This window comes from Micromonospora taraxaci (genome assembly GCF_007830095.1).
GTDB classification, from domain to species: Bacteria; Actinomycetota; Actinomycetes; order Mycobacteriales; family Micromonosporaceae; genus Micromonospora; species Micromonospora taraxaci.
Map to the genome: position 1 here is coordinate 366,777 of NZ_VIWZ01000001.1, position 23,669 is coordinate 390,445.

26 protein-coding genes and 1 pseudogene are annotated in these 23,669 nt (G+C 71.0%); 5 read left to right on the forward strand and 22 right to left on the reverse strand.

Annotation, left to right across the window (positions count from 1 at the left end):
• Positions 1 to 10 precede the first annotated feature (10 nt).
• A complete protein-coding gene (locus FHU34_RS01795) occupies positions 11 to 808 on the reverse strand; it encodes an alpha/beta hydrolase family protein (RefSeq protein WP_145778387.1) in 798 nt (265 codons plus the stop codon).
• 84 nt (positions 809 to 892) lie between these two features.
• Here FHU34_RS01795 and FHU34_RS01800 point away from each other — a divergent pair, with 84 nt between their 5' ends.
• Entirely contained in the window at positions 893 to 1,498 is a 606-nt protein-coding gene (locus FHU34_RS01800; RefSeq protein WP_145778388.1) for a bacterial proteasome activator family protein, read from the forward strand.
• Positions 1,499 to 1,503: 5 nt separating this feature from the next.
• Here FHU34_RS01800 and FHU34_RS01805 read toward each other — a convergent pair whose 3' ends face one another.
• From FHU34_RS01805 to FHU34_RS01815, 3 genes are all read right to left on the reverse strand, one after another.
• Complete coding sequence (locus FHU34_RS01805; RefSeq protein WP_145778389.1) at positions 1,504 to 2,316, reverse strand: HAD family hydrolase; 813 nt, start codon at positions 2,314 to 2,316, stop codon at positions 1,504 to 1,506.
• On the reverse strand, positions 2,316 to 3,137 hold the full coding sequence (locus tag FHU34_RS01810; RefSeq protein WP_145778390.1) for an HAD family hydrolase: 822 nt from the start codon (positions 3,135 to 3,137) through the stop codon (positions 2,316 to 2,318). Before FHU34_RS01810 ends, FHU34_RS01805 begins: the two co-directional genes overlap by 1 nt.
• A 189-nt stretch (positions 3,138 to 3,326) precedes the next feature.
• Entirely contained in the window at positions 3,327 to 4,055 is a 729-nt protein-coding gene (locus FHU34_RS01815) for a hypothetical protein (RefSeq protein ID WP_145778391.1), read from the reverse strand.
• A gap of 131 nt (positions 4,056 to 4,186) precedes the next feature.
• Here FHU34_RS01815 and FHU34_RS01820 point away from each other — a divergent pair, with 131 nt between their 5' ends.
• The 3 genes from FHU34_RS01820 to FHU34_RS01830 all read left to right on the forward strand — a co-directional run bounded on the left by FHU34_RS01820 (position 4,187) and on the right by FHU34_RS01830 (position 5,940).
• Positions 4,187 to 4,618 (forward strand): OsmC family protein, encoded by a 432-nt coding sequence (locus tag FHU34_RS01820; RefSeq protein WP_145778392.1) that lies wholly within the window; start codon positions 4,187 to 4,189, stop codon positions 4,616 to 4,618.
• Positions 4,619 to 4,763: 145 nt separating this feature from the next.
• Positions 4,764 to 5,111: a metallopeptidase family protein gene (locus tag FHU34_RS01825; RefSeq protein ID WP_208745111.1), complete on the forward strand. Its 348-nt coding sequence runs from the start codon at positions 4,764 to 4,766 to the stop codon at positions 5,109 to 5,111.
• Positions 5,112 to 5,217: 106 nt separating this feature from the next.
• Positions 5,218 to 5,940, forward strand: coding sequence for an AIM24 family protein (locus FHU34_RS01830; protein ID WP_145778394.1), 723 nt, complete (start codon positions 5,218 to 5,220; stop codon positions 5,938 to 5,940).
• Positions 5,941 to 5,986: 46 nt separating this feature from the next.
• On the opposite strand, the gene pheA is transcribed toward FHU34_RS01830, so the two are convergent.
• From pheA to FHU34_RS01855, 5 genes are all read right to left on the reverse strand, one after another.
• On the reverse strand, positions 5,987 to 6,943 hold the full coding sequence (gene pheA / locus FHU34_RS01835; protein WP_145778395.1) for a prephenate dehydratase: 957 nt from the start codon (positions 6,941 to 6,943) through the stop codon (positions 5,987 to 5,989).
• Positions 6,944 to 6,953: 10 nt separating this feature from the next.
• The gene (locus FHU34_RS01840; protein ID WP_145785394.1) at positions 6,954 to 7,511 is read right to left on the reverse strand and encodes a hypothetical protein; all 558 of its coding nucleotides are present in this window, start codon (positions 7,509 to 7,511) and stop codon (positions 6,954 to 6,956) included.
• Between the two features lie 133 nt (positions 7,512 to 7,644).
• Entirely contained in the window at positions 7,645 to 8,034 is a 390-nt protein-coding gene (locus FHU34_RS01845) for an ACT domain-containing protein (protein ID WP_145778396.1), read from the reverse strand.
• A 75-nt stretch (positions 8,035 to 8,109) separates the two neighbouring features.
• Positions 8,110 to 8,568, reverse strand: coding sequence for a hypothetical protein (locus FHU34_RS01850; protein ID WP_145778397.1), 459 nt, complete (start codon positions 8,566 to 8,568; stop codon positions 8,110 to 8,112).
• Positions 8,569 to 8,737: 169 nt separating this feature from the next.
• Positions 8,738 to 9,475 carry a hypothetical protein gene (locus tag FHU34_RS01855; protein WP_088987108.1) on the reverse strand — a complete coding sequence of 246 codons (738 nt, stop codon included), beginning with the start codon at positions 9,473 to 9,475 and terminating at the stop codon, positions 8,738 to 8,740.
• A gap of 164 nt (positions 9,476 to 9,639) precedes the next feature.
• Between FHU34_RS01855 and FHU34_RS01860 the strand changes: the two genes are divergently transcribed.
• Positions 9,640 to 10,869 carry an arginine deiminase gene (locus FHU34_RS01860; protein WP_145778398.1) on the forward strand — a complete coding sequence of 410 codons (1,230 nt, stop codon included), beginning with the start codon at positions 9,640 to 9,642 and terminating at the stop codon, positions 10,867 to 10,869.
• An 18-nt stretch (positions 10,870 to 10,887) separates the two neighbouring features.
• On the opposite strand, the gene FHU34_RS01865 is transcribed toward FHU34_RS01860, so the two are convergent.
• The 13 genes and pseudogenes from FHU34_RS01865 to FHU34_RS01925 all read right to left on the reverse strand — a co-directional run bounded on the left by FHU34_RS01865 (position 10,888) and on the right by FHU34_RS01925 (position 23,601).
• Complete coding sequence (locus FHU34_RS01865) at positions 10,888 to 11,775, reverse strand: DUF5926 family protein (RefSeq protein ID WP_145778399.1); 888 nt, start codon at positions 11,773 to 11,775, stop codon at positions 10,888 to 10,890.
• Between the two features lie 91 nt (positions 11,776 to 11,866).
• Complete coding sequence (locus FHU34_RS01870; protein ID WP_145785395.1) at positions 11,867 to 12,283, reverse strand: ATP-binding protein; 417 nt, start codon at positions 12,281 to 12,283, stop codon at positions 11,867 to 11,869.
• A 60-nt stretch (positions 12,284 to 12,343) separates the two neighbouring features.
• On the reverse strand, positions 12,344 to 13,798 hold the full coding sequence (locus FHU34_RS01875; protein WP_145778400.1) for a PAS domain-containing sensor histidine kinase: 1,455 nt from the start codon (positions 13,796 to 13,798) through the stop codon (positions 12,344 to 12,346).
• Positions 13,799 to 13,844: 46 nt separating this feature from the next.
• Positions 13,845 to 14,633, reverse strand: a complete 789-nt coding sequence (locus tag FHU34_RS01880) for a glycerophosphodiester phosphodiesterase (protein ID WP_145778401.1) — start codon at positions 14,631 to 14,633, stop codon at positions 13,845 to 13,847.
• 11 nt (positions 14,634 to 14,644) lie between these two features.
• Positions 14,645 to 14,980: a rhodanese-like domain-containing protein gene (locus tag FHU34_RS01885; RefSeq protein WP_145778402.1), complete on the reverse strand. Its 336-nt coding sequence runs from the start codon at positions 14,978 to 14,980 to the stop codon at positions 14,645 to 14,647.
• Positions 14,981 to 15,038: 58 nt separating this feature from the next.
• Entirely contained in the window at positions 15,039 to 16,001 is a 963-nt protein-coding gene (locus FHU34_RS01890; RefSeq protein WP_145778403.1) for an LCP family protein, read from the reverse strand.
• A 175-nt stretch (positions 16,002 to 16,176) separates the two neighbouring features.
• Entirely contained in the window at positions 16,177 to 17,442 is a 1,266-nt protein-coding gene (locus FHU34_RS01895; RefSeq protein ID WP_145778404.1) for an LCP family protein, read from the reverse strand.
• 174 nt (positions 17,443 to 17,616) lie between these two features.
• Entirely contained in the window at positions 17,617 to 18,843 is a 1,227-nt protein-coding gene (locus FHU34_RS01900; RefSeq protein ID WP_145778405.1) for an LCP family protein, read from the reverse strand.
• A 76-nt stretch (positions 18,844 to 18,919) separates the two neighbouring features.
• The gene (locus FHU34_RS01905) at positions 18,920 to 19,897 is read right to left on the reverse strand and encodes an NAD-dependent epimerase/dehydratase family protein (RefSeq protein WP_145778406.1); all 978 of its coding nucleotides are present in this window, start codon (positions 19,895 to 19,897) and stop codon (positions 18,920 to 18,922) included.
• Positions 19,898 to 19,975: 78 nt separating this feature from the next.
• Complete coding sequence (locus FHU34_RS01910; protein WP_145778407.1) at positions 19,976 to 21,667, reverse strand: solute symporter family protein; 1,692 nt, start codon at positions 21,665 to 21,667, stop codon at positions 19,976 to 19,978.
• Positions 21,645 to 22,010 carry a DUF485 domain-containing protein gene (locus tag FHU34_RS01915; protein WP_145778408.1) on the reverse strand — a complete coding sequence of 122 codons (366 nt, stop codon included), beginning with the start codon at positions 22,008 to 22,010 and terminating at the stop codon, positions 21,645 to 21,647. The genes FHU34_RS01910 and FHU34_RS01915 overlap by 23 nt, the downstream gene beginning before the upstream one ends.
• Before the next feature lie 174 nt (positions 22,011 to 22,184).
• A pseudogene (locus FHU34_RS01920) lies at positions 22,185 to 22,736 on the reverse strand (flavin reductase family protein); the annotation flags it as partial.
• A complete protein-coding gene (locus FHU34_RS01925; protein ID WP_145778410.1) occupies positions 22,699 to 23,601 on the reverse strand; it encodes an alpha/beta fold hydrolase in 903 nt (300 codons plus the stop codon). The pseudogene FHU34_RS01920 and the gene FHU34_RS01925, both read right to left, overlap by 38 nt.
• Between the last annotated feature and the right edge of the window lie 68 nt (positions 23,602 to 23,669).

Below are 23,669 nucleotides of genomic sequence, written 5' to 3' on the forward strand. Positions count from 1 at the left end.
GCGTCAATGGCTAGTGATCATCGTGCAGGGACCGCAACATAACGAGGACCTGAGGCCACGCTGGCGACTCCGGATCGATCAGTCCGAAATGCTCGCATCCGGGCAGTTCAACAAGGGAGATATCGGATCCTGCGGCACGGGCTGCTGTGACGAAGTCGCGGCTCATCTCCGCTGGAACCTGTTGATCCTCGGAGCCGTGCATGACTACCGTGCGTGTCTGGATGGGTACCGATCTTCGTGGATCGGCTGCCGCGTAGCGGTCCGGGACCTCAGTCGGGCCGCCGCCGAGCAACGCGGCCACCGCACCGCCGTCCAGGTCCCGCCGGTACGCCTCGCCCAGGTCGGCCACCGGGGCCAGGGCGAGCACCCCGGCCACCGTCGCCGGGGCGGTGGCCGCCACGTACATCGCCAGGTGGCCGCCGGCGGAGTGCCCGAGCAGGACCGGTGCGGCCCGGCTCACTCGGCCGGGAAGCGCCTCGGCGGCCAGGGCGGGCAGCTCGGCCACTCCGGTCAGCACGTCGGTCAACGTGCCCGGCCAGCCGCCTCCCGGCTGCCCGGTGCGCCGGTACTCCACCTGCGCCACCGGGTAACCCGCGGCGGCGAGGGCAGCGGCCAGCGGGCCGGTGTGCTGTCGGTCGTACTCGGCCCGCCAGAAACCGCCGTGCACCACGACGACCAGCGGCCGCGCCGGGCCGGTCCCCGCCGGGCAGCGAAGGTCGGCCACCTGATCCGGGTGGTCGCCGTACGCCACGGTCCGGTCGGGTTTCGGCGCGGGCCGGGTCAACACGGCACGCGGGTCGGCAGGCATGGCGCGACGGTAGCGCGCCCCGGCCGGGTGGTTCGGCCCCGGGAGTAGGTCCCGGGCGGCATGGTTCGCAACCGCTGGGTAAAGATGGACCCCATGACCGACGCGCGTTCCGCTGGACAAGACGACGAGCCCGGCCCCGACGACTCCGGCCACTCCGGCACCGTTGTGGTGGTCGGCCCGGACGGCCGGCCGATCGGCACGATGCAGACCGACGAGGGGCAGGGCGAGGACCCGACCCGCCTGGTCGAACAGCCGGCCAAGGTGATGCGGATCGGCAGCATGATCAAGCAGTTGCTCGAGGAGGTGAAGGCAGCTCCTCTCGACGACGCCAGCCGCAACCGGATGCGGGAGATCCACGAGCGGTCGATCGTCGAGCTCAAGGAGGGCCTCGCCCCCGAGCTCCGCGACGAGCTGGAGCGCATCTCGCTGCCCTTCACCGAGGACAAGGCCCCCAGTGAGGGCGAGTTGCGGATCGCGCACGCCCAGCTCGTCGGTTGGCTGGAAGGCCTGTTCCACGGCATCCAGGCGGCCCTGGTGGCCCAGCAGATGGCCGCACGGGTTCAGCTCGAGCAGATGCGCGGCGGCCGCCAGGCCCTGCCCAGCGGCCCCGGCGGGATGGTCCCCGGGATGCCGCCGGGCATCGGCCAGCCGGGCGGCGGCGAGGGCCACAGCACCGGTCAGTACCTCTGACCGGCTCAGCCCACCCCGAAGATCTTTTCCAGGTACGCCGCCACGCCGTCCTCGGAGTTCGTCGTCGTCACCTCGTCGGCGACTGCCAGGACGGCGCGGTGCGCGTTGGCGACCGCCACGCCACGCCCGGCCCAGGTGAGCATCGGCACGTCGTTGGGCATGTCGCCGAAGGCCACCACGTCGGCCGCGCTCACCCCGATCCGTTCGCAGTACCAGGCCAGGCCGGCCGCCTTGGTCACCCCGGCCGCGGAGATCTCCACCAGGCCGGACGACGACGAGTGCGTGGCCTCGGCCAGCCCCGCGACCGCTGTGGCGATCAGCTCGGCGAAGGCGTCCGGGTCCTGCTCACCGGCCCGGGCGAGGAGCTTCACCGCCGGCAGGGAGAGCAACTCCTCCGGCGTCTCGATCGCTCGGATGCCGTCCGGGTCGACATCCCAGCGCAGCGGGTAGTGCGCCTCGTGCCGCATCTGCCGGCTGTCCAGGATCTCCACGGCGAAGCTGATGCCGGGCACCTCGGCGCGTAGCCGCTGAGCCACCTCGGCGAGGTGCTGCGGCGCGAGCGGGTCGGCCCGCAACACCTCGTCGTTGAACGGGTCGTAGACCACGGCACCGTTGGCGCAGACCGCCGGTAGTGGCTCGGCCAGTTGGTCGTACACCATCTTCAGCCAGCGGACCGGACGGCCGGTGACCAGGATGACCGGCGTGCCGCGCGCGGAGATCCGCGCGAGCACGTCGGCGGTGCGCGGGCTGACGGTGTGGTCGTCGCGGATCAGCGTGCCGTCGATGTCGGTGGCGATCAGGCGGGGTGTCTCTCCCATCACCGGGACAGTAGCCGGTCCAGATATACGGCCACTCCGTCGTCGTCGTTGCGCAAGGTCACCTCGTCGGCGGCGGCGCGGACGTCGGGGTGCGCGTTCGCCACCGCCACCCGCGCCCAGCCGGCCCACTCGAACATCGGCAGGTCGTTGGGCATGTCACCGAAGACCAGCACGTCGGCCGGGTCGACACCGAGGGTCTGCGCCACCACTGTCAGCCCGCTCGCCTTGTCCACGCCGGGCGGGCAGATCTCGATGAAGCCCAGCCCGGCCTGGGTGAGCGTGGCGACCTGGGGTGAGACGATCCGGCGGGCCACCGCCAGCAGCTCGTCCACGTGGTGATCGGCGGTCCGGGCGAACGCCTTGATCACATCGCAGGAGAGGCACTCCGCGCGGCTCCGCGCCTCGAACCGGTCCTGGTAGGGCCAGCTCTCGTGGTAGTCACCCCAGAGCGGCGCGTCGTGCTCGTCGGACGCCTCGACCATCACCGTCAGCGGCCCGACCTCGGCTTCCAGGTCGGCGAGCAGCCGGGCCAGCACCTCGGCGGGGAGGCGCTCGTCGCGCAGCACCAGCGGGCCGGAGGGGTCGCTCTGGTCGACCACCCGTCCACCGCCGGCCATCACCAGGAAGTCGGCGGCACGGATGTCGTTGCGGGTCAACTCGGTCAGCCGAGGGCCGCGACCGGTCGCGCCGACCACCGGAATCCCGGCGGCCCGCACCCGGTCGAGCACCCCATGGGTGTACGCGGAGACGGTGTCGTCGCTGCGGACCAGCGTCCCGTCGAGGTCGGTCGCGATCAGCTTGGGCAGTCCCGGGCGGGTCATCGTTCCTCCTTCGCCCGCCGCCGTCGCAGCCTGCCGTGCGGTCGGAAAAGCCGAGGCCCGGCGTGACGGCGGGCAGCAACCGTACCTCGCGGAACGGGTCGCATCCATGGCTTCCAGGCGAATCGGGCGTCAACACCAGCAGACGTCCGGCCATCCCGCGGAGGGCGCGGTGGTCCTGCCCGAGATCGCTCAGGTCGGGTTGTCGGGGCGGGCGAAGGGAGTGGCGGGAGTGACGGTCAGGTCGGCTGGGGCGGGGAGGCCCTCGTCGACCGGGTCGTGGTGTCGGCGGCGCCAGCCGCGTGCCGCCGAGCCGTCGCCTGCCTGGTCGTCGGCCGACGGTGCGGGCGTGGTGTTCGACGCCAGCCGCAGCGCCGCGCCGAGCAGCACGCAGGCGGCGAACGCCATCACCAGACCACGACCGTATTCGGTCCGGAAGCCGTCCTGCTCCGAGTAGAAGAAGGTCCGCTGACCGGAGTCGTTGAGAGTGGCCGCCGCGGCGACCAGCAACGCCAGCAGGGCACCGGCCAGGGTCAGACCGGCCAGCCGGGCGTTCGACCGCACGGCTGGCGTGCCGCGCAGCGCGAGCGCCACCGTGCAGACCAGGACGAGGAGCCCGACCAGGTAACCGACGCCGAACCCGCCGACCTCGGACACCCCGGCGGGCACCTTCATCGTGGCGTCCCCCTCCGGCCCACCGTTCGGGAGGCTCAGCACCAACCACTCGCCGACCATCGAGGCGACCCCGGCCACCGCGCCCAGACCGGCCAGCAGCAGGGGCAGCCGAGGATCCTGCACCAACCCGGTCAGCGACCACCCGAACCGGCGGCGCGGGGGCGGGTCGTCGTCGGCACCCCACTCGATGACGGCCGGACCGTCGGACCGGTCGCCCTGTCGTGGGATCGGTAGCTCCTCGGACATCGGCCATCCTTCCGCCGGTCACGGATGTGGGTCGAATCATGGCACAACCAGCGGTGCGTGACGGGGATCGCACGGCGCGCGTCAGTGCCGCTCGGTCGCCCGGCGGTCACCTTTCCGCTAGCGTTCTTCCCATGCCTATCCGTACCGCTTCAGCACAATGGCAGGGCAATCTCACCGAGGGTGCCGGCACCGTCCGCACCGGTAAGGGTGGCCTGTCGGGCAACTACTCCTTCAAGTCGCGCTTCGAGGAGGGCGAGGGCACCAACCCGGAGGAGCTGATCGCCGCAGCGCACGCGGGCTGCTTCTCGATGGCGTTCTCGAAGGCCCTCGCCGACGCCGGCTCGACGCCCACCTCGGTCGAGACCACCGCCAAGGTCCACCTGGACAAGACCGACGCCGGGATGACCGTGACCCGCATCGACCTGGAGACCGTCGGCCAGGTCCCGGGCATCGACGACGCGGAGTTCCAGAAGCTCGCCGAGGCCGCCAAGGCCAACTGCCCGATCTCCCGCCTGCTCTCGCCCGGCGCCGAGATCACCCTCAACGCGCGCCTGGCCTCCTGAGCCGGTCGACCCACAACCGCTCGACCACGGAGAGAGTCTCCGCCCACCTCGGGCGGTCACTCTCTCCGTGACCTGCGGAGCCGCTCGGCAGCACCGCTGACCCGGCGGGCCGGCCCCCGCATCGGGCACAATAGGTGGGGTGCCGGTGGAGATGACCCGCGAGCGCTTCGAGGAGTTGGTCGGCGAGGCCCTCGACGAGGTGCCCGAAGAGCTGCTCGGCCTGATGAACAACGTGGTGATCCTCGTCGAGGACGACCCGCCGCCGGGCGAGCACGACCTGCTCGGCCTCTACGAGGGCCATGCCCTCACCAGCCGTGGCTGGGACTACTCCGGCGTGCTGCCGGACCGGATCTCCATCTACCGACATCCGATCCTGCGGATCTGCGACAACGACGACGACGTCGTCGACGAGGTGGCGGTGACGGTGGTCCACGAGATCGCCCACCACTTCGGCATCGACGACGAGCGGCTGCACGCGCTGGGCTGGGGCTGAGTCCCGCCAGTCGGCCCCCGCCGCGCGACCGCGACCGATGGTCGCGGTTGCCCCCTTCGCCTACCGTCGGTGCAGCGACCGCGAACCCTGTCAGGAGGCACCTTTCATGCGCAGCGAGCTGTTCTCCTCGGAGAACCTGGAAAAGGAGTCCGCGCAGCCCGGCATGCGGCTGCAGAACTCCAAGATGTTGAAGATCGAGCTCAACGGCGAGGCGATGGCCCGGGTCGGCTCGATGGTCGCCTACCAGGGGAACGTGCAGTTCCAGGCGCTGGGCTCGGGCGGGCTCGGCAAGTTCCTCAAGCAGAAGCTCACCGGCGAGGGTGTCCCGCTGATGAAGGTCTCCGGCCAGGGTGACGTCTTCCTCGCCGAGTTGGCCAAGGACGTGCACATCATCGACCTGGAGCCGGGCGACGCCCTCTCCATCAACGGCTCCAGCGTGCTCGCCTTCGACTCGACCCTCCAGTACGACATCAGGATGGTCGGCGGCGCCGGGATGGCCTCCTCGTCCGGCCTGTTCAACTGCGTGTTCAGCGGTTACGGACGGATCGCCATCACCACCAAGGGCACTCCGGTGGTGCTCAACGTGGATGCCCCGACGTACGTGGACCCGCAGGCCGCGGTCTGCTGGTCGGCCAACCTCCAGACCGGCTACCACCGAGCCGAGCAACTGGGCCTCGGCACGCTGCTGGGTCGACGCACCGGTGAGTCGTTCACGATGAGCTTCGCCGGCCAGGGCTTCGTGGTGGTGCAGCCGTCCGAGGAGCCGCCGGTCCTGGGCAGCGGTCAACAGCAGCAGGAGGGCGGCCTGCTCGGCGGGCTGCTGAGCTGACCGACGTGGCGGGGGCGCTCCCGGAACCCGGGGGCGCCCGGCCCGATCAGGTCAACTCGCCGGTGCGCAATCGAGCCAGCCAGGCCGCCGCGTCCGCGTAGTCGACGTCGGAGAGGCCCGCCGGCGCAGGCACCGGCCGTTCGCCCGCCGCCTCGGCCCAGCGGTGCCGGGGGTACGACCCCATGAAGCGGACGTCGGCGCAGACCCGACGCAGCCCCTGCAACGCCTCGCCCAGGCGTACGTCGGCCACGTGCCCGGTGCAGTCCAGGAAGAAGACGTACCGGCCCAGGGCCTCACCGGTCGGGCGGGACTCGATCCGGGTCAGGTTGACCCCGCGCACTGCCAACTCCATGAGCACCGACAGCAGGGCGCCGACCCGGTCGTGGGCGATGTAGACAGCGAGCGAGGTGAGGTCGTCGCCGGTGGGCGGCGGAGGCGGCCCCGGCCGGGACACCAGCGCGAAACGGGTCACCGCGTCGGGGTGGTCCGCGATCTTGTCGGCGAGGATCGCGAGCCGGTGCCGGGTCGCCCCGATCGGCGCGCAGATCGCCGCGTCGTACTCGCCGGACCCGGCGCCGGCGGCAGCCGCGCCGTTGGAGAGCACGTCGACCACCACGCCGTCGGGCAGATGGTCACGCAGCCAGCCCCGGCACTGGGTGGAAGCCTGCGGGTGGGCCGCCACGGTGCGGATCGAGGTCAACGAGGTGCCGGGTCGGGCGCCGAGCACGAACTCCACCGGCAGGATCACCTCCCGGGTGATCACCAGCGGCTCGCCCTCGGCCATCTCGTCCAGGGTGACGCCCACCGCGCCGCCGATCGAGTTCTCCAACGGCACCAGCGCGGCGTCGGCATCCCCGGCCCGGACGCTGTCCAGTGCCTCCCCGACGCTGCGGGCGGGCGTGCGGGTGCCACGCTCGGCGGCGGGCACGGAGCGCAGGGCCTGCTCGGCGAAGGTGCCCTCCGGCCCGAGGTAGACGAAACGTGTCGGCGGTGTTCCCGGCATGCCGATCAGCCTACGCACCCGGCCGGGTGGCCGGACCGGCCTCACAGGCCAGGGCGCGGATTCCGGGCGGCCCGGCGGCGCGTACCTCGATGGTGCAGACGTCAGTGCCGGCGGTGACCAGCGTCGGTGCGCTCGGCTGGCCCCGGGTGACCACCTGGAGTTCCTCGTGCCCGGTCACCTCCAGCACGGTGAACTGCCAGTCGGCGGCGCAGAGTGGTCCGGTGCGGACCTGGACCCGGACGTTGGCCGGGAGCACGCCCGCCCGGCCACGGAGCAACTGCACCACGCGCTGCCCGGTCGGCCCGTTCCGGCAGGCCGTCGCGACCGCCCCAGCGTCGGCGGAGGGTGTGATCGCGACGGATGGCGGTGCGGTCACCGGCGGGGTGGTGGGGGCGATGCTCGGGCCGGGCGTCGGCGGAGCCCCGCTGCCGGTGGGCATGGCGGTGGGCGTCCGCACCCCGGGAGGGGCGCCACAGCCGGACAGCGCCGCGACAGCGAACACCGCGAGCGTGACCGCAAGGGTCCGTACGGCTGAATGGCCGGCCGTCCGGCCGCGTGGGACGTGGATCGTCGCGCGCGACGGGGGAGACGCGGGGCGGGGCGGGGTGAACGGCACGGGCCGATCCTCGGGGACATCGGAGAATTCGTCACGGCCGGGGTGGCCGAGCCCATCGTAGGGTGAGCGGCCTTCCGGGTGAAGCTCAGCCGGTGACGCGGTGCCCGGCGCGCTGGAGCGCGGCGATGCCCTCGGTCAGTCGGACGGCCGGCACCAACAGGTAGTCGGTGTCGAAGGTGGAGAACGTGACCACGCTGACCCGCGCCTCGGCCAGTGGGTCGACGAGCAGGGCCAGGCTGCCGGTGCCGCTCAGGTCCATTGGCGCGGCGACCCGTAGACAGCGCCAGACGGTCTCCACCACGGTCTGCGCCGGAGCCCGGTCGGTCGGGCAGATCACGGAGATCCCGTCGGAGGTCCAGCTCACCGTGACGACGTCGGTGTCACGAAGGTCGTTCGACATCGCATCCGGCAGGGTGCTGCCGGCGGCCAGCCGACACACAGCGTATTCCCCGGGCAGTAGAGCGATGTCGAGCATGAGGGCACCTTACGGCCTGCGCGGGGACTCTCCTGGGGAACGGCGCGTGCGGCGAACGACACACTCCGCCGCAGGTCAGACCTCGGAGAAGAAGGTGAGTGAGCCTGCGACGGCGCCGTCGGTGAGCACCGGAGTCGAGATCGCGTCGACTGTCGCGTCGGAGTTGCTTGCCGAGGCGGCCTGCACGCGGAGTAACCCACGAGCGAGTCGGCCGGACGAGAGCGCCAGCAGGGGCGGAATCTTGTCGATCTCGGCCTCGGTCAGCACGCCCCGGTTGGCGGTGAAGTCGAGCAGGCGCAGACCCCCGTCGAGCAGCGGTCGCCCGATCAGACCGCCCGGCTCGCCCAGACAGAGCAGCTCACAGCCGGCCGTGGAGATCGCCACCACCCGCGTGTCGGCGTCGATCAACAGGCACGGCTCATCGGCCCGGGACACCGTCGAGGACCATTGGCCGACGTTGCCGGACTCCGGCTCTGTCGACGCTCGGGCCGCCGGCACGAACGCTTCCGAGAGCGAAAGTTCGACGTGGGCCACCGCGCCTCCTATGTGCACCGATCGACTGTCCACGCTAGCGGGTCGCCGACGGAATCACCGAGCGCACCGGGTCACCGGGCCGCGCAGCCTGAACCGACGCGACTGGTGACGGCGCGGAAACCGGTGAGGTGGACGGGGGGACCGGAGCCGCGTGGCGTCGCCGGTGACGTTACCGGCGGTGGGCCGGCTTGTCAGCGGCCGTTCGGCCCTCGTCGTACCACCGGTAGTCGGCTGTTGGACGGTACGTGCCGTTCAACCAGGTGCTCGGGTGCTGTGCGACCCGGGACAGCTTCTCGGCCGTGGCAGGGCTGATCCGGCTGCCACCAGCCACGAGGAGCCGGTCCAGCTCCCGGTGGGTGGCCATCAGACAGTCCTTCGGAAGGCCGTAGACACTGATCACTCCGGAGCCGACGAAGGTCAGCACCGGCGTCACCGGGACGGGCAGCCCCACCGCGTCGGAGAGGGCCTTGCTGGCCCGCTTGGCGTCGCGGCGGGACTCGGCCACGTACGGTGGCCTCTTGCCGTTGATCTGCACGACGTCGCCGGCGACGAGCACCCTCGCCCGGCCGTGGTCGGCGATGGTCACGGCGAAGAGGCCGCTCGGCCCGATGGCGAGGAACCCGGCGCGGTCGTCCTGACCGCGGTCGAGGACGTCCGTCACGTCTGTGCGTGGCCACTCGATGACGTGCCAGGCGGGACCGAGGTGGTCGAGCTGGCCCAGTGCCCGCGCCCCGGCCGCCTCCAGGCGGCGTGCGCCCCGCTCAGCCCGACGACGACGAGCCCACTCGAGGGGTGTCGGACGGACTGGTTCGAGAACCCCCGGCGACTCGACGCGGGGGTGTGGCACCGCGACGGGCGGCAGTGCCCGAGCGGAGGGTACGGCTCGTCGTGCGGGAAAGACAGTCATCGTCGACCTCCGGCAAAAGGTCCCTCGAAGTTATGTCCTCACTACCCTACGTTGTCACTCCCGGTGTTCGGCAAGCCGGAGCGCCGGAATGACTGTGGATGAATGCCATATTCATCCACAGTTCTTTTGTCGGATGCCGCCAAACCCTGCCCTACGCTGCGGGAGTGACCCACTACGTCGACAGTGAAGTCGGCCGGCTCGGCACCGTACTGCTGCACCGGCCCGGCCCCGAACTGGCCCGGCTCACCCCGCGCAACAACGACTCGCTCCTGTTCGACGCGATCCCCTGGGTCGGACGCGCCCAGGAGGAGCACGACGCGTTCGCCGCTGCCCTGCGCGAGCGCGGGGTCGAGGTTCTCTACCTGGCCACCCTGCTGGCCGAGACACTCGCCGTGGCGGACGCCCGCGCCGAGCTCACCGAACAGGTGCTGCGTTCCCGGCGACTCGGCGACACCCTGCGGGCCCGCGTGGCAGACCACCTCTCCTACCTGGACCCGGCGGCCCTGGCCGACGTGCTCACCGCCGGGCTGGCCCACGAGGAGTTGCGGATCAGCTCGGAGCGGCCGGGCGGGCTGGTCTACACCCTGATGAACAGACATGACTTCGTCATCGACCCGTTGCCCAACCTGTTGTTCACCCGTGACTCGTCGCTCTGGATCCGCGATCGGGTCGGCGTCACCAGTCTGGCCATGCCCGCCCGTCGCCGCGAGACCACCCTGACCGACGCCATCTACCGTCACCACCCACGCTTCGCCGGCACCGAGTTCGTCTACCGCCCGAACCTCGAACACCTGGAGGGCGGGGACGTGCTGCTGCTCGCACCCGGGGTGCTGGCGGTGGGCGTGGGCGAGCGAACCACACCGGCCGGCGCCGAACGCCTCGGCCGGCAGGTCTTCGCCGCCGGTCTGGCCCACACCATCCTGGTGGTGCCGATCGCGCAGAAACGCGCCACCATGCACCTCGACACCGTCTGCACGATGGTCGACGTGGACGCCGTACTGATGTATCCCAACATCGCGAGCACGCTGTCCGCGTACACCGTGATCGCCGGCGCGGACGGTGCGGACCCGCGGGTGGACGGGCCGGCGCCGTTCCTGCGTGCCGCCGCCGACGCGATGGACCTCGACGTGCTCCGGGTCATCGACACCGGGCTGGATCCGGTCACGGCGGAACGCGAGCAGTGGGACGACGGCAACAACACCCTCGCCCTGGCACCCCGGCTCTGCGTGGGCTACGAGCGCAACACCGAGACCAACGCCCAGTTGGAGCGGGCCGGCATCGAGGTGATCCCGATCGCTGGCTCCGAGTTGGGCTCCGGCCGGGGCGGCCCGCGCTGCATGTCCTGCCCGATCACCCGTGAGCCGTTGCGGGGAAGGGCGCCCTCGTCGGGATAGGCGGCCCTCCCCCGCAGGTCAGCGGAGGGTGAGCTGGCGGCCGAGCAGACCCTGGCGGGCGCGCCGGCCGGAGGCGTCGAGCGGGCCGTCGGTGGCCAGCGCTTCCGCGTAGCGCTTGGCGAACTGCGCCACCGGGTCCTCCCATTCCGCCGCGGGAGTCTCCTCCGGCAGGTCCCACACCGGGACCAGACGGCCGTGCGCGCGGAACATGCCGGCGAACTTGGTCTGCTCGCCGAGGGTCAGCGAGCCGGCCGCGCCGAGACGGGCCAACGCGTCCAGGGCGGCGTCCTCGTCGTCCGGCAACACCCAGCGCACGTGCGCCTTGTCCGGGACCTGGCACCAGTACGCGGCCTTCGCCGCGGTCATTCGTACCGTCGGGTAGATGGCCGCGTTCGCCCGCTCCAGGGACGCCTGGACGGTCGGGTCGTCGGCGGCCCCGGGGTCGAGCCAGAACTCGAAACCGTCATGCATGCTGATGTCCAGTGGGCCGTCCACGAGGATGTCCTGCAGGCGTGGGCCGGGGCCGGGCAGCGGCGGCACGGACACCTCGCCGCCCGGCTCGGTCCGCAGCGCGCAGAGCAGCGCGTCGGCCAGGTCCCGGGAGACGTCACCGGACTGCTGGTGGCGCTGAAGACCGATGAGCACCCGGCCGTCCGGCTTGGTGATCGCCGGCGCGGCCATCGGCAGCACCGTGGCGAGCGTCGCCGACCGGTCGCCGAACTCCTCGACCAGGGCGGGTGCCAGTCGCAGCGGCGCGGAGGCGGCCGGCACCAGTTCGCGTAGGGCGATCCACTCGGGCTCGTCGACCAACCCGTCGAACGGACGCGGCACGAAGATGTCCCGCACCTTGTCCTTGCGGGGGGCGGTGTCGGCGGCGGTGCGCTGGCTCTTTCGACGCTTGCTCACGGCGTCACAGCCTAGAGGCCCGACCGGCTCGCCGTGGGCCGGACCCACCCAACCTCAGCCCGTCGATCCCCGAAGTCGCCACCACCCGCGTTCAGCCCGCGGACACCAGGTCAGGTCGGGGCGCCGGCACCGGATCGAACTCCGCCCAGACGCGCTGGCCCATTCCGTCCCGCTCGACCCCCCAGCGGGTCGCCAGACCAGCCACGATGTGCAGCCCGCGACCGTCCGCCGCATCGGGGCTGGCCGTCCGGATCCGTGGCCCGGTGCTCGCGCCGCCGTCGGTGACCCGCAACTGGATCAGAGCGCCCTCGGCCGAGGGCCGTAGGCGCCAGGCGACCCGGATGACTCCGCCGGGAAGCGGCCGGGCGTGCCGCACCGCGTTGCCCACCAGCTCCGCGAGCACCGCGATGAGATCCGCGAGGAGCGTCGGGGGTACGACGTCCGCCAGCTCGTCAGAGAGCCTGTGCCGGGCCAGCCGTGCCCCGGCCGGATGGTGGGGAACGACCACGCACCACGCCCGATCCGTCACTGCCGCTGCCACCGTCGCCTCCACGTCACGCCACCTCGGTCAACAGCGGGGTAGCCGCACCTCTGCGACCGTACCGCCGCCGGCCCTCGGACGTAGGGATACCCATCCATTCTGTTGTTCAACGATCCGGCGGACGAGATAGAGGCCGAGCCCTGCCCCCGGATAGCCGCGTCGGTCGCCGGACTCGCCCTGCCAGAACCTGTCGAACGCGCGCTCCACGTGCTCAGGTCGGATGCCGATGCCCTTGTCGCTGACCCGGAACGCCACCAGTTGACCGTCGACCGACGCGGTGACCTCGATCGGGGAGTCCGGTGCCGAGTACTTGCCAGCGTTGGTCGTCAACTCGGTCAACACCGTGGCCAGGCTGGGCCGGTGACCGAGCGCCTTGGGCAGGTCGTTCGGGAGGAGGAGCACCAGCCTCCGGCGCAACTCCGCCGGCAGGTCGACGACGGCGGAGCGCAACGCCTCGCCGAGGTCGAACGGCGTCGCGGGTTCGTCCCCGGGCCCCGCCTCGGCGGCCGAGGAGAGGAGACGATCGACCAATCGGGCCAACTCGTTGGCGCGCTGCCCGATCACCCGGGCGGCCTGCCGGCGGTCCACCTCGGTCAGTGACTCCCAGTGGTCGGTGAGTGTGTCCGCGTACCCCTTGATCACGGTGACCGGCGTCCGCAGCTCGTGGCTGGTCACGGCGACGAACAGATCCCGGTCGTGGTCGCGTTGCTGCTGGTCGGTGATGTCGCGGAAGGTGACCACCCGGAGCGTGCCCGGGCCGGGCAGCTCGCCGGAGGTGATCCGCAGCCAGCGGCCGTCCGGCATCCGGTGATCCCGCACCTGACCGGAGGGCGGCAATGGGAACGGCAGGGGCCGGCTCAGCGCCTGCTCGGCCGACCGGCCGGTGACCTGGGCGGCGGCCGGGTTCCAGAGTCGGACGTGCCCGTCCCGGTCGACGACGGCCAGCCCGTCGGCGAGCGCCGCCACGACCGGGCCGTCACCGTGCACCGGCAGGCCGCTCTGGTCGCCGTACATGTGCGCCACGCAGGACGCGAGGTAGGCGACCACCGCCTGCTGCTCGGTGCCCGGTTCGTCGTCGCCCGGGTAGAGCGCGTGCAGGCTGCCCACCGTGTGGCCGCCGATCTCCGCCCGGGAGACCACCATCCAGCGCAGGTCGCTGCCGCTCAACTCGGCGGCCAGTTTGCCGTTGAGGTGACCCACCCGCACCTGGCGTGCCCGTGGTCCGGCGAGCAGGCAGACGGTGTCCGGATCGTCGACTGCCAGCGGCCGGCCGAGGGCCCATTCCGCAGCACCGGTCGCAGAGATCACCCGACCGCCGGTCGGGCCGAACTCGACGAACGCCATACCTGTCGCACCGAGCGCGGGCTGGGCCACCCGGAGAAGCTGGGTGAGGACCGGCAGGCCCGCGTCCCCAGAATTGATCATCTCGATCACGACGGTGTGGCCGCCGAGGAGAGCGGGAAAATCGATACGCTCCGGCATGTGCCGAGTCTGCCCGGTCGGCCTGGATTTGGGCACCCCCGCAGGCTCAGCGGCCCAGCCGGGCGAGGGTGTGCGCCGGCCGATCGGTGATGATCCCGTCCACCCCGGCGGACAGCACCAGCTCCAGGTCGGTCGGCTCGTTGACCGTCCAGACGTACACCTGGTTGCCGGCCGCGCGCAGTGCGGGCAGCAGCTGCGGGCGACCCCGGACCAGACCGATGCCCGGCCCGGCGATCCGGGTGCCGAACGGGAGCCGCCCCAGCCGCAGCCAGCGTGGCACCACCTCCAGCAACAGCACTGTGGGCAGCGTCGGGGCCAGCTCGCGGACCCGGCGGACCGCCAGCGGCGAGAACGACATGACGGTGACCTGCACGGGGTCGTCCGGCGCCGGGTCGGCCAGCCCGTACCGGCGCAGCATGGAGACCAGTCGTCGTTCCACGGCCGAGCCGTAGCGGGAAGGGTGCTTCGTCTCCACCAGCAGCCGGACCGGTCGCCCGGCGTCGAGCACGGCGTCCAGCAGCCGGGCCAGGGTCAGCAACCGGGTGTGCGAATCGTCCGGCGGCAGGTCGCCGCTCGGTGCGCTGCCCGGATGCCACGAGCCGAAGTCCAGCGCGTCCAGCTCGGCGAGCGTACGCGCACTGACCAGACCGCGACCGTTGCTGGTGCGGTCGAGTCGACGGTCGTGTACGCAGACCAGGTGCCCGTCCCGGGTCAGCCGGACGTCGCACTCCAGCCCGTCGGCGCCCTCGTCGAGGGCGCGCAGGTACGCGGCGAGAGTGTGCTCGGGCAGGTCGAACGAGGCGCCGCGGTGCGCGAAGACCAGTGGGCCGCCCATCCCGCCCGCCCTCAGATGACCTGGCCGGGCTGCCCGTTCGCGTCGACCACCGGCCGGCCGACGGCGGCCCACTGGCGCATCCCACCGTCGGCGTTACGCACCTGCCCCCAGCCGTTGTTGACCAGGTAGGCGACGACCTGGGCCGAGCGCCCGCCGGAGCGGCAGATGACCGCCACGTCCCGGTCGGTGGGCACCTCGGCCAACCGCGCCGGCAGTTCCATCATCGGCAGGTGGTGGGCTGCCGGAGCGTGGCCGGCGGCCCACTCGTCGGCCTCCCGCACATCCAGCAGGTAGGTCTCGTCGTCGATCTCGGTCACGGGCACGGTGGGAACCTGGGGTCCGAACACAGGAAGCAACACTAGATCCTCGTCGGCTGGTTCAGCACCGACAGGGCCGTCGCCACCGTCACAACCGGGTCACCCAGCGCGGGTTGGCCTGCGCCCAGGCCGGCACCCGAGTGCCCCGAACCGCCTCGAAGAGCCCGTTGCCCCCGTTGTCCAGTACCACGTAGGAAACCTCGTCGATGGTCTGTGGTGACGACGGAACCTGGACGCCGCGCATCCCGTCGGGCGGCAGCGCGCGCAGCGCGAGGAGCAGGTCCTCCAGGGGTACGCCGTTGGTGTCGACGGTCAACGACCCGCCGACCGCCCGCAGCACCTGGTCGAACTTGACCGGGTTGCTGCGCAGGTCCGCTCTGCCAGCGCTGTCCAGCATCGCCCGGAGCAACTGTTGCTGGTGGTGCTGCCGGTCGTAGTCGCCACCGGGCAGGTCGTAGCGCTGCCGTACGTAGTCCAGCGCCTGCGCCCCGTCCATGCGCTGACAGCCGGTGGGGAAGACCCGGTTGGTGTGGATCGAGCGGACCTCGGTGTCCACGCACATGTCCACCCCGCCGAGCAGGTCGATGACCTTGCGGAAGCCGGAGAAGTCGATCAGCGCGGCACCGTCGAACCGGATGCCGGTGAGCCGGTGCAGGGTCGCGGAGAGGAGTTGGGCACCGGCCTGCCCACCACCACCGTGCTCGTACGCGGCATTGATCTTGTCTTGGCCGCCGCCGAAGCCGTTTCCGGGCGGGATGGCGACCAGCAGGTCCCGGGGGATGGAGACCAGGTAGGCCTCCCGCTGCCCGGCGGGTACGTGCACGATGAGGATGGTGTCCGAGCGTTGGTCCGGCCCGCTGTCACCGGGGCGGCGGTCGGAGCCGACCAGGAGGTAGTTGAGGGGCCCGTCCAGGTCGGTGCGGTCGGTGCGGGCGTCGGCGTCGAGCAACTGCTCCTTGGTCACCGTCCGGTCGTACCGGTTGCTGAGCGTCTTGAGCCCGACCAGGGCGAGCCCGGCCAGCAGGACGAGGGCCAGGCCGATGCCGAGCATGATCCGCGACCCGCGGGCGCGGCGCGCTCGGGCGGACGGGGCCGTTGCGGCCCGGCCCGCCGTGTTCCGCCCCCACCTGGACGTGACCGCCTCCCCGCAGCCGCACGTGAAAACTACTCACGTCGAGGCTACGGGCGGTGATGACTCCGTCGCTGACTTTCCGCGACTCCGGTCGTCACTTGCGGGTGGAGATCACCTCGGGGTGCGTGAAGACGAACTCGGCGAGTTTGTCCTGCTTGACGGCCTGGAACATGGCCATCGTCTCTTCGCTCAAGCCCTCGGTGTTGTTGCCGTTGGCGTGGAAGGTGCCGCCGTTGGTCTTGAGCATGGTCAGCTCGTTGGCGGTGACCCCGCGCATGGTGAAGATGAAGTTCTCGATCGCCACACCGCCGGTGTCCAGCACGAACGCCTTACCGGCCGCCTTGATCAGCTGGTTCATCTTGCCCGGGTTGGTCAACATCCCGCCGTCGGTGGCCTTCTTGGCCATCGCCTTGATCAGCTGCTGCTGGTTGGCCTGCCGGTCGTAGTCGCCGTTCTTGAGGGTCTTGCGCTGCCGGGAGTAGTCGAGCGCGGCCCACCCCTCCATCTCCTGGCAGCCCTTCTTGTGCACCACCGGGGTCCGCGGCTTGCCGGTCTTCTTGGCGTCCGCGTTCCACATCGGCTTGCCGTCGACGTACGACATGTGCAGCGACTTGACCTCCTGGCTGACGCAGATGCGCACCGTGCCCAGGGTGTCGATGACGTTCTTGAAGCCGCCGAAGTTGATGATCGCCGCGCCGTCGAAGCTGATCCCGGTGAGCCGCTTGATGGTCTGTGCCATCAGCTGCGCGCCACCCTCCCAGCCACCACCGTTGGCGGCACCGGCCTGGAACGCGCCATTGATCTTTCCGGTGCCGCCGGCGTAGCCGCTCTTCTTGAACGGGGGGATCTGCGCCTCGGTGTCCCGAGGGATCGAGATCAGGTACGCCTGGTCATGGGTGGCGGGAATGTGCAGGATGATGATGCTGTCCGAGCGCACGTCGTCGGCCGCCCAGCGCTCCCGGGCGTCCACGCCGAGCAGCAGCATGTCGATCGGCCCGTCGAGGCTCGCACCGCCCTCGGCGTCGGACTTGCCGGCGTCGCCCAGCAGGTTACGTTGCGCGATGTCCCCGGTTGCCTGGCCGATCAGCACCTTGCCGCCGACGATGCCCGCGCCGCTGCCGAGCATCAGCACCGCCCCGAACACCACTGTCAGTCGGGCCCACAGAGGGTCCTTGCGTCGCTTGGTCCGCTTCTTCGCCGGCCCGCCGCCACCCGTGGGACCGCCACCGCCACCGCCGGGCGGCCGAGCACCCGGCCCGCCGCCCGAGGCGCGTGCCTGCACGGGTATGGCCGCGGCAGCACGACCGCTGGGCGCGGCGGACCCGGGGGACGAAGGGCGACGACTGGCCTGAACCGGCATGCGTGCTCCAGCTCGTGATCAGGAGGGGGCGGCACCACTGTACGGACATCAATTCGACTTTGCGAGTTCAGCTCGGGTCAATCCGGACGTCAACTTCCGCAGACTCGGTTGATCGTCGCCACTCGATGAGCCGAACGGCGGGCAGGCCGTCGGCCGTGGGGCCCTCCGCCCCGGTCAGCCGCCGTCCTTGCTCTTCGGCGGGTTGGCCTTGACCCAGTCCGCCATGGTGTCGGCCGACATGGCCCGGTACATGGCGAGCGCCTTCTCCCGGTCCGAAACCACCACCGACTCGCCGTTGATCGTGTCGCTGCCCGAGTTCGGGCTGGTCACGAAGGTGAGATTCTCGCCGCGCAGGTTGCGGAACTGCAGCGCCATGTCTGTAACCGAGAAACCCTGGTCCACGGTTACGGCCTTGGTCACCGACTGGAGGAAATCGTTGAGCTTCTTCGGGTTCGCCAGCGTGCCGCTGCTCGCCGCCTTGTCCATCAGCGCCCGCAGGAACTCCTGCTGGTGCCGCATCCGGGCGAAGTCCCCGTCCGGGAACTGCTTACGCTGCCGGATCCAGTCCAGCGCCTCCGCGCCGTCCATGTGGTTCGTGCCCTTGGTGAACGTCCGGTAGGGCTTGTGGATCGAGGTGACGGTCCGCTCCACCTTCAGGTCCACCCCGCCGAGGGCGTCGGTGACCTCCTTGAACCCGCCGAAGTCGATCGCCATCACGTGGTCGATCCGAACGTCGCTGAAGCACTCCACGGTGCGTACCGCCAGCGGGAGACCGCCGAACGCGAACGCCGCGTTGATCTTCGCGCGTTCACCGGAGTCGCAGGCCGCGCCCGCGCTCTCCGGGATCGGCACGTAGAGGTCGCGCGGGATGGAGACCAGGTAGGCCTCCTGGTGGTCGGCCGGAATGTGCATCACGATGATCGTGTCGGCGCGCCACTGGCTCTTCGTGTCGACCGGGGCGTCCGGGTCCCGCGAGTCGCTGCCGACCAGCAGGATGTTCAGCGCGCCGTCGACGGCCTTGACCGGGCGGCCGCCGGTGATCTCCGCGAACGGGTCGGTGCGGGCCAGGTCGCTGTTGAGGTTGCGGGCGTAGAGCCAGGCGCCCACGCCGCCGAGCAACGCCAGCACCAGCACCGCGACCCCTGCCACGAGGGCGATCCGGCCCCAGCGCGGGCGTGGGCCACGTCGTCCCGACCCACCTGCGCCACCTGGGCCGCCGGGGCCTCTCGGCCCCGTCGGGCCGCCCGGCCTGGGCCCCTCCTCGTCGTACGACGGGTAGAAGCGTGCCTCGGTGGGACGGGCACGCCCGGAGGCGCCCCGATCAGGGCCGGGCACCGACGCGCGCCCGGCGCTGCGGTGCAGGGACGGATACGGGACGCCGGCAGACGAAGTCGCGGACATGTAACTCAGGGTACGTAGCGGGAGCCACCACCGCCTTCAGGCGACACTCAGCGGCAGGCGGTGCGCAACGAACCGGCTACCCTAGCCGCGCCCGGAAGTACTCGATCGTGCGTCGCAGGCCGTCTTCGGGCGCCACGGTCGGCTCGTATCCCAGCAGTTCGCGGGCGAGCGTGAGATCGGGGCGGCGCATCTCCGGATCGTCCGAGCTGCGCGTGACGTAGATCACCTCGGAGCTGCTTCCGGAGAGCGACACGATCAACTCGGCGAGTTGCCGCATGGACAACTCGTGCTCCGTGCCGCAGTTGACCGGGCCCGTCTCGGTCGAGTCGAGCAGCAGCAGGATGCCGCGAACCAGGTCCTCGACGAAGCAGATCGAGCGGGTCTGGTTGCCGGTGCCGTGCACGGTGATCGGCTCACCGCGCAGCGCCTGGGAGACGAAGGTGGGGATGGCGCGGCCGTCGTCCGGGCGCATCCGGGGACCGTACGTGTTGAAGATCCGGACGATCGCCGCGTCGAGCCCGCGGTAGCGGTGGTACGCCATCGTCGCGGCCTCGGAGAAGCGCTTTGCCTCGTCGTAGACGCTGCGGACCCCGATCGGGTTCACGTTGCCCCAGTAGGTCTCCCGCTGCGGGTGCTCCTTCGGGTCCCCGTACGCCTCGGAGGTGGAGGCCATCAGGAACCGGGCGCCGTCGGCGACCGCGCGCTCCAGCAGGTGCAGGGTGCCCACCGAGCCGACCCGGAGGATCTCCACCGGCAGTTGGGCGAAGTCGGTGGGGCTGGCCGGCGAGGCCATGTGCAGGATCGCGTCGAAACGCTCGGCCATTGCCGGGTGGTGCGTGGGCAGGCCGTCGGAGAGGTCCGCCTCGACGAGCGTGAAGGTGGGCCGGTCCAGCAGGTGGGCCACGTTGTCCTTCGAGCCGGTCACGAAGTTGTCCAGCGCCACGACCGTGCAGCCCCGGGCGATCAGGACGTCCACCAGGTGCGACGGGACGAAGCCGGCTCCACCGGTGACGAGGATGCGGTGACCGGACCCGAAGCGCTCAACAACCTTCATACCGCTCAGCCTACCGACCACGGATACGGCGACGGGCTCCCGCTGACGCCAGGCGTCAGCGGGAGCCCGTGCAGAGCGTCAGTGGGCGCCCGAGCCGGTGAGGGCGCGCACCTCCAGCTCGGCGTACTTGTCCTCGTCGTGCTCCTTGGAGATGACGGTGCCGATCCACCCGCACAGGAAACCGAACGGGATGGAGAGGATGCCCGGGTTGGACAGCGGGAACCACTGCCAGTCGTGGTCCGGGAACATCGAGGTCGGCGCCCCGGAGACCACTGGCGAGAAGAACACCAGCAGTACGGCCGAGAGCAGGCCGCCGTAGATCGCCCACACCGCGCCGGAGGTGTTGAACCGCCGCCAGAACAGGCTGTAGAGGATCGCCGGCAGGTTGCCCGAGGCGGCGACCGCGAAGGCGAGTGCCACCAGGAACGCCACATTGAGGTTCTGCGCGTAGATCGACAAGGCGATCGACACCGCGCCGATCACCAGGGCGGAGATCCGGGCGACGCGCACCTCCTGCCGCTCCGACGCCTCACCCCTCTTCATCACGTTGGCGTAGAAGTCGTGCGCCAGGCTCGACGACGACGCCAACGTCAACCCGGCGACCACTGCGAGGATGGTGGCGAAGGCGACCGCCGCGATGATCGCCAGCAGGGCTGCCCCGCCCAGTTCGCCGCCGAAGAAGCTGATGCCGAGCGCTTCGGCCAACTGCGGCGCGGCGGTGTTGCCGGCCTTGTCCTGTGCGGTGATCGCCTGGCTGCCGACCAGCGCCGCCGCACCGAAGCCGAGGGCCAGGGTGAGCAGGTAGAAGGTGCCGATGATGCCGATCGCCCAGAGCACGCTCTTGCGGGCCGCCTTGGCGGTCGGCACCGTGTAGAACCGGATCAGAATGTGCGGCAGACCGGCGGTGCCGAGCACCAGGGCGATGCCCAGGGACAGCAGGTCCACCTTGTTGTAGAAGGTCTGTGTCGAGTTGCCAGCGACCTCGACGCCGTACCGCAGCCCGGGTTCGAGGAACGCGCTGCCCTTGCCGGATGCCGCGGCCGCCTGGCCGAGCAGCTCCGACAGGTTGAAGTTGAACTTCGCCAGCACCAGGATGGTCATCAGGAGCGCGCCGCCCATGAGCAGGAACGCCTTGACGATCTGCACGTAGGTGGTGCCCTTCATGCCGCCCACGGTGACGTAGATGATCATCAGGGTGCCGACCATGATGATGGTGGCCACCTTCGCGGTGTCCGCGTCCATGCCGAGGAAGGTCGTCCCCGGCCGGATGCCGAGCAGCAGCGCGACCAGCGCGCCGGCGCCCACCATCTGCGCCAGCAGATAGAAGATCGACACCGTGATGGTGGAGACCGCCGCCGCCGTACGCACCGGACGCTGACGCATCCGGAAGGCCAGCACGTCCGCCATCGTGTACCGGCCCGAGTTGCGCAGCAGCTCGGCGACCAGCAGCAGGGCCACCAGCCAGGCGACCAGGAAGCCGATCGAGTAGAGGAAGCCGTCGTAGCCGTACAGGGCGATGATGCCGGCGATACCGAGGAACGAGGCGGCCGACATGTAGTCGCCGCCGATCGCCATGCCGTTCTGGAAGCCGGAGAAGGACCGGCCGCCCGCGTAGAAGTCGGTAGCCGTCTTGGTCTGCCGGCTGGCCCAGATGGTGATGGCCAGGGTCACCGCCACGAAGACCAGGAAGAGCGTGATGGTCAGGTTGCGGGCGGTGTGGTTGCCCGCCTCGGCCGCCAGGAACGTCTCAACCGCGTGGACCGTCTTCACGGGTCACCTCCCCGATCTCGGCGCGGATCCGGTCGGCGATGGGGTCGATCTTCCGGTCCGCGTACCGGGAGTAGAGCCAGGCGATCAGGAACGTGGAGACGAACTGGAGCAGGCCGAAGACCAGCGCGACGTTGATGTTGCTGCCGAACAGCTTCGTGCCCATGAAGTCCCGGGCGTACGCGGAGAGAATGACGTAGAGCGCATACCACAGGAAGAACGCGACGGTCATCGGGAAGACGAAGCCGCGCAGCGCACGCCGCAGCCCGGCGAACTCGTCCGACCGTTGTACGGTCAGGTACTTGTCCGACTGGGAAGCGGCCGGAGCGGGTGTGTCCGTGGACATCTGTGGATCACCACCTTCACAGGCGTCAGAGGAGTTTCGCGCACGGTAAAGAGCGCGCTCCACGACGGGGAAGGCCGAGATCGACGCCGGTCGCCGACTGCGCCGAGCGGTTGCCTGGCTGCGCCGAGTGACCCAGGTCACTCCGGTGACCGGTCGGTCCGGACGGCCCCCCGTTCAGCCCGGTAGCTCGTGGTACCGACCGCGGTAGTGCAGCAGCGGAGAGGCCTCCCCGGTCAGGTCGACAGCCTCGATGGTGGCCTCCACCAGCAGGCCCCAGCCGTACTCCCGGGCGGTGTCCAGCCGGCACCCGGCCCACCCGCCGGCATCCGCAGGGACCGGCCCGTACGGTGTCTCGATCCAGGTGTCGGCGGCGAAGAGCCCGCCCGGCGCGGGAAACAGGCCGGCGAACCGGTCGGCGAGCTGCCGGTGCGGTGGACCGAGCGGCGTGACCGCGAATCGACCCGCCTCCTCCGCCGCCGCCCAGAAGTCGGACTCCGGGTCGATCAGCCCGACCAGTCGATCCGGCTCCCCCTCGGCGACCAGCGTGGACGACACCGTCAGCCCGGCCGGACCGGGAGCCGTCCAGAGGGTCACCGGTGCGGCGAGCCGGCCGCGCAGCCGGCGTACCGGTGACCGTTGCCCGGTCGGTACCGCGAACGGATCGGTGTGGTGGATCTCGGCGCCCGGCTCATGATTCACGTGAAACATTGTGACCCCGCCGGCCCGCCTCGTGGACCCGGCCGGCGAAGCTCCGGACCAGGTCGGCCACCTCGTCTGCCCGCGTGTCGAGGACGAAGTGCCCGCCGTCCAGCAGGTGCACCTCCGCCCCCGGGACGTCGGAGCGGTACGCCGCCGGTTCGGTGCTCTCGAACGAGGTGTCGTGTCGGCCCCAGACGACCAGCAGTGGCGGCTGCGTCCGACGGAGCCAGTCCTGCCAGACCGGGTACGAGGCGACGTTGGTCCGGTAGTCGTACATCAGGTCCAGTTGGCGCTCGATCACGCCCGGGCGGCTGAGGAAGGCGTGCTCGTCGACCCACAGGTCGGGGTCGTACCGCTCGGGGTCCGGGTCGTCGCCGACGTGGCGGGTGCGGATCGCCGCCAGCGAGAGGATGTTCTCCCGGACAGCCGTCTCGTGCCCGGCGCGGTCCTGCCAGTACGCCCGCCGGGTCGCCCAGAGCGGCCCCAGGCCCGTGTCGTGGGCCACCGCGTTCTGCACGACGAGTCCGCGCAGCCGCCCCGGATCGGCGCGGGCCATCCGGAACCCCACCGGCCCGCCGTAGTCCTGCACGTAGAGCAGGTAGTCCTCGGCGCCGACGGCGGCGGCGAAACCAGCCATCGTGTCGGCGATCCGGTCGAACGTGTACGGGAAGCTCTCCGGAGCCGGGGTGTCGCTGTGCCCGAAACCCGGGTAGTCCGGTGCGATCAACCGGAACTGGTCGGCGAGCCGGTCGAGCAGCGGCTCGAACATCCGCGACGACGACGGGAACCCGTGCAGGAGCAGCAGCACCGGCGCGTCCGGCGCGCCCGCCTCCCGATAGAAGACGGAGAGCCCATCGACGACGACGCTGCGGTAGCGCGTGTGTGAGCCCATGCCGACCGTCCCCTCGTCGCGCCTGCTCGCACCATAACGAGGGTCGGGCGCGCCCGACCGGCGTTCGA

Bases quoted from the DNA above. Each gene is read 5' to 3' on its own strand.
- FHU34_RS01795 (WP_145778387.1), bottom strand. From the start codon at position 808: ATGCCTGCCGACCCGCGTGCCGTGTTGACCCGGCCCGCGCCGAAACCC.
- FHU34_RS01800 (WP_145778388.1), top strand. From the start codon at position 893: ATGGACCCCATGACCGACGCGCGTTCCGCTGGACAAGACGACGAGCCC.
- FHU34_RS01805 (WP_145778389.1), bottom strand. From the start codon at position 2,316: ATGGGAGAGACACCCCGCCTGATCGCCACCGACATCGACGGCACGCTG.
- FHU34_RS01810 (WP_145778390.1), bottom strand. From the start codon at position 3,137: ATGACCCGCCCGGGACTGCCCAAGCTGATCGCGACCGACCTCGACGGG.
- FHU34_RS01815 (WP_145778391.1), bottom strand. From the start codon at position 4,055: ATGTCCGAGGAGCTACCGATCCCACGACAGGGCGACCGGTCCGACGGT.
- FHU34_RS01820 (WP_145778392.1), top strand. From the start codon at position 4,187: ATGCCTATCCGTACCGCTTCAGCACAATGGCAGGGCAATCTCACCGAG.
- FHU34_RS01830 (WP_145778394.1), top strand. From the start codon at position 5,218: ATGCGCAGCGAGCTGTTCTCCTCGGAGAACCTGGAAAAGGAGTCCGCG.
- pheA (WP_145778395.1), bottom strand. From the start codon at position 6,943: ATGCCGGGAACACCGCCGACACGTTTCGTCTACCTCGGGCCGGAGGGC.
- FHU34_RS01845 (WP_145778396.1), bottom strand. From the start codon at position 8,034: ATGCTCGACATCGCTCTACTGCCCGGGGAATACGCTGTGTGTCGGCTG.
- FHU34_RS01855 (WP_088987108.1), bottom strand. From the start codon at position 9,475: ATGACTGTCTTTCCCGCACGACGAGCCGTACCCTCCGCTCGGGCACTG.
- FHU34_RS01875 (WP_145778400.1), bottom strand. From the start codon at position 13,798: ATGCCGGAGCGTATCGATTTTCCCGCTCTCCTCGGCGGCCACACCGTC.
- FHU34_RS01880 (WP_145778401.1), bottom strand. From the start codon at position 14,633: ATGGGCGGCCCACTGGTCTTCGCGCACCGCGGCGCCTCGTTCGACCTG.
- FHU34_RS01890 (WP_145778403.1), bottom strand. From the start codon at position 16,001: ATGCTCGGCATCGGCCTGGCCCTCGTCCTGCTGGCCGGGCTCGCCCTG.
- FHU34_RS01895 (WP_145778404.1), bottom strand. From the start codon at position 17,442: ATGCCGGTTCAGGCCAGTCGTCGCCCTTCGTCCCCCGGGTCCGCCGCG.
- FHU34_RS01900 (WP_145778405.1), bottom strand. From the start codon at position 18,843: ATGTCCGCGACTTCGTCTGCCGGCGTCCCGTATCCGTCCCTGCACCGC.
- FHU34_RS01905 (WP_145778406.1), bottom strand. From the start codon at position 19,897: ATGAAGGTTGTTGAGCGCTTCGGGTCCGGTCACCGCATCCTCGTCACC.
- FHU34_RS01915 (WP_145778408.1), bottom strand. From the start codon at position 22,010: ATGTCCACGGACACACCCGCTCCGGCCGCTTCCCAGTCGGACAAGTAC.
- FHU34_RS01925 (WP_145778410.1), bottom strand. From the start codon at position 23,601: ATGGGCTCACACACGCGCTACCGCAGCGTCGTCGTCGATGGGCTCTCC.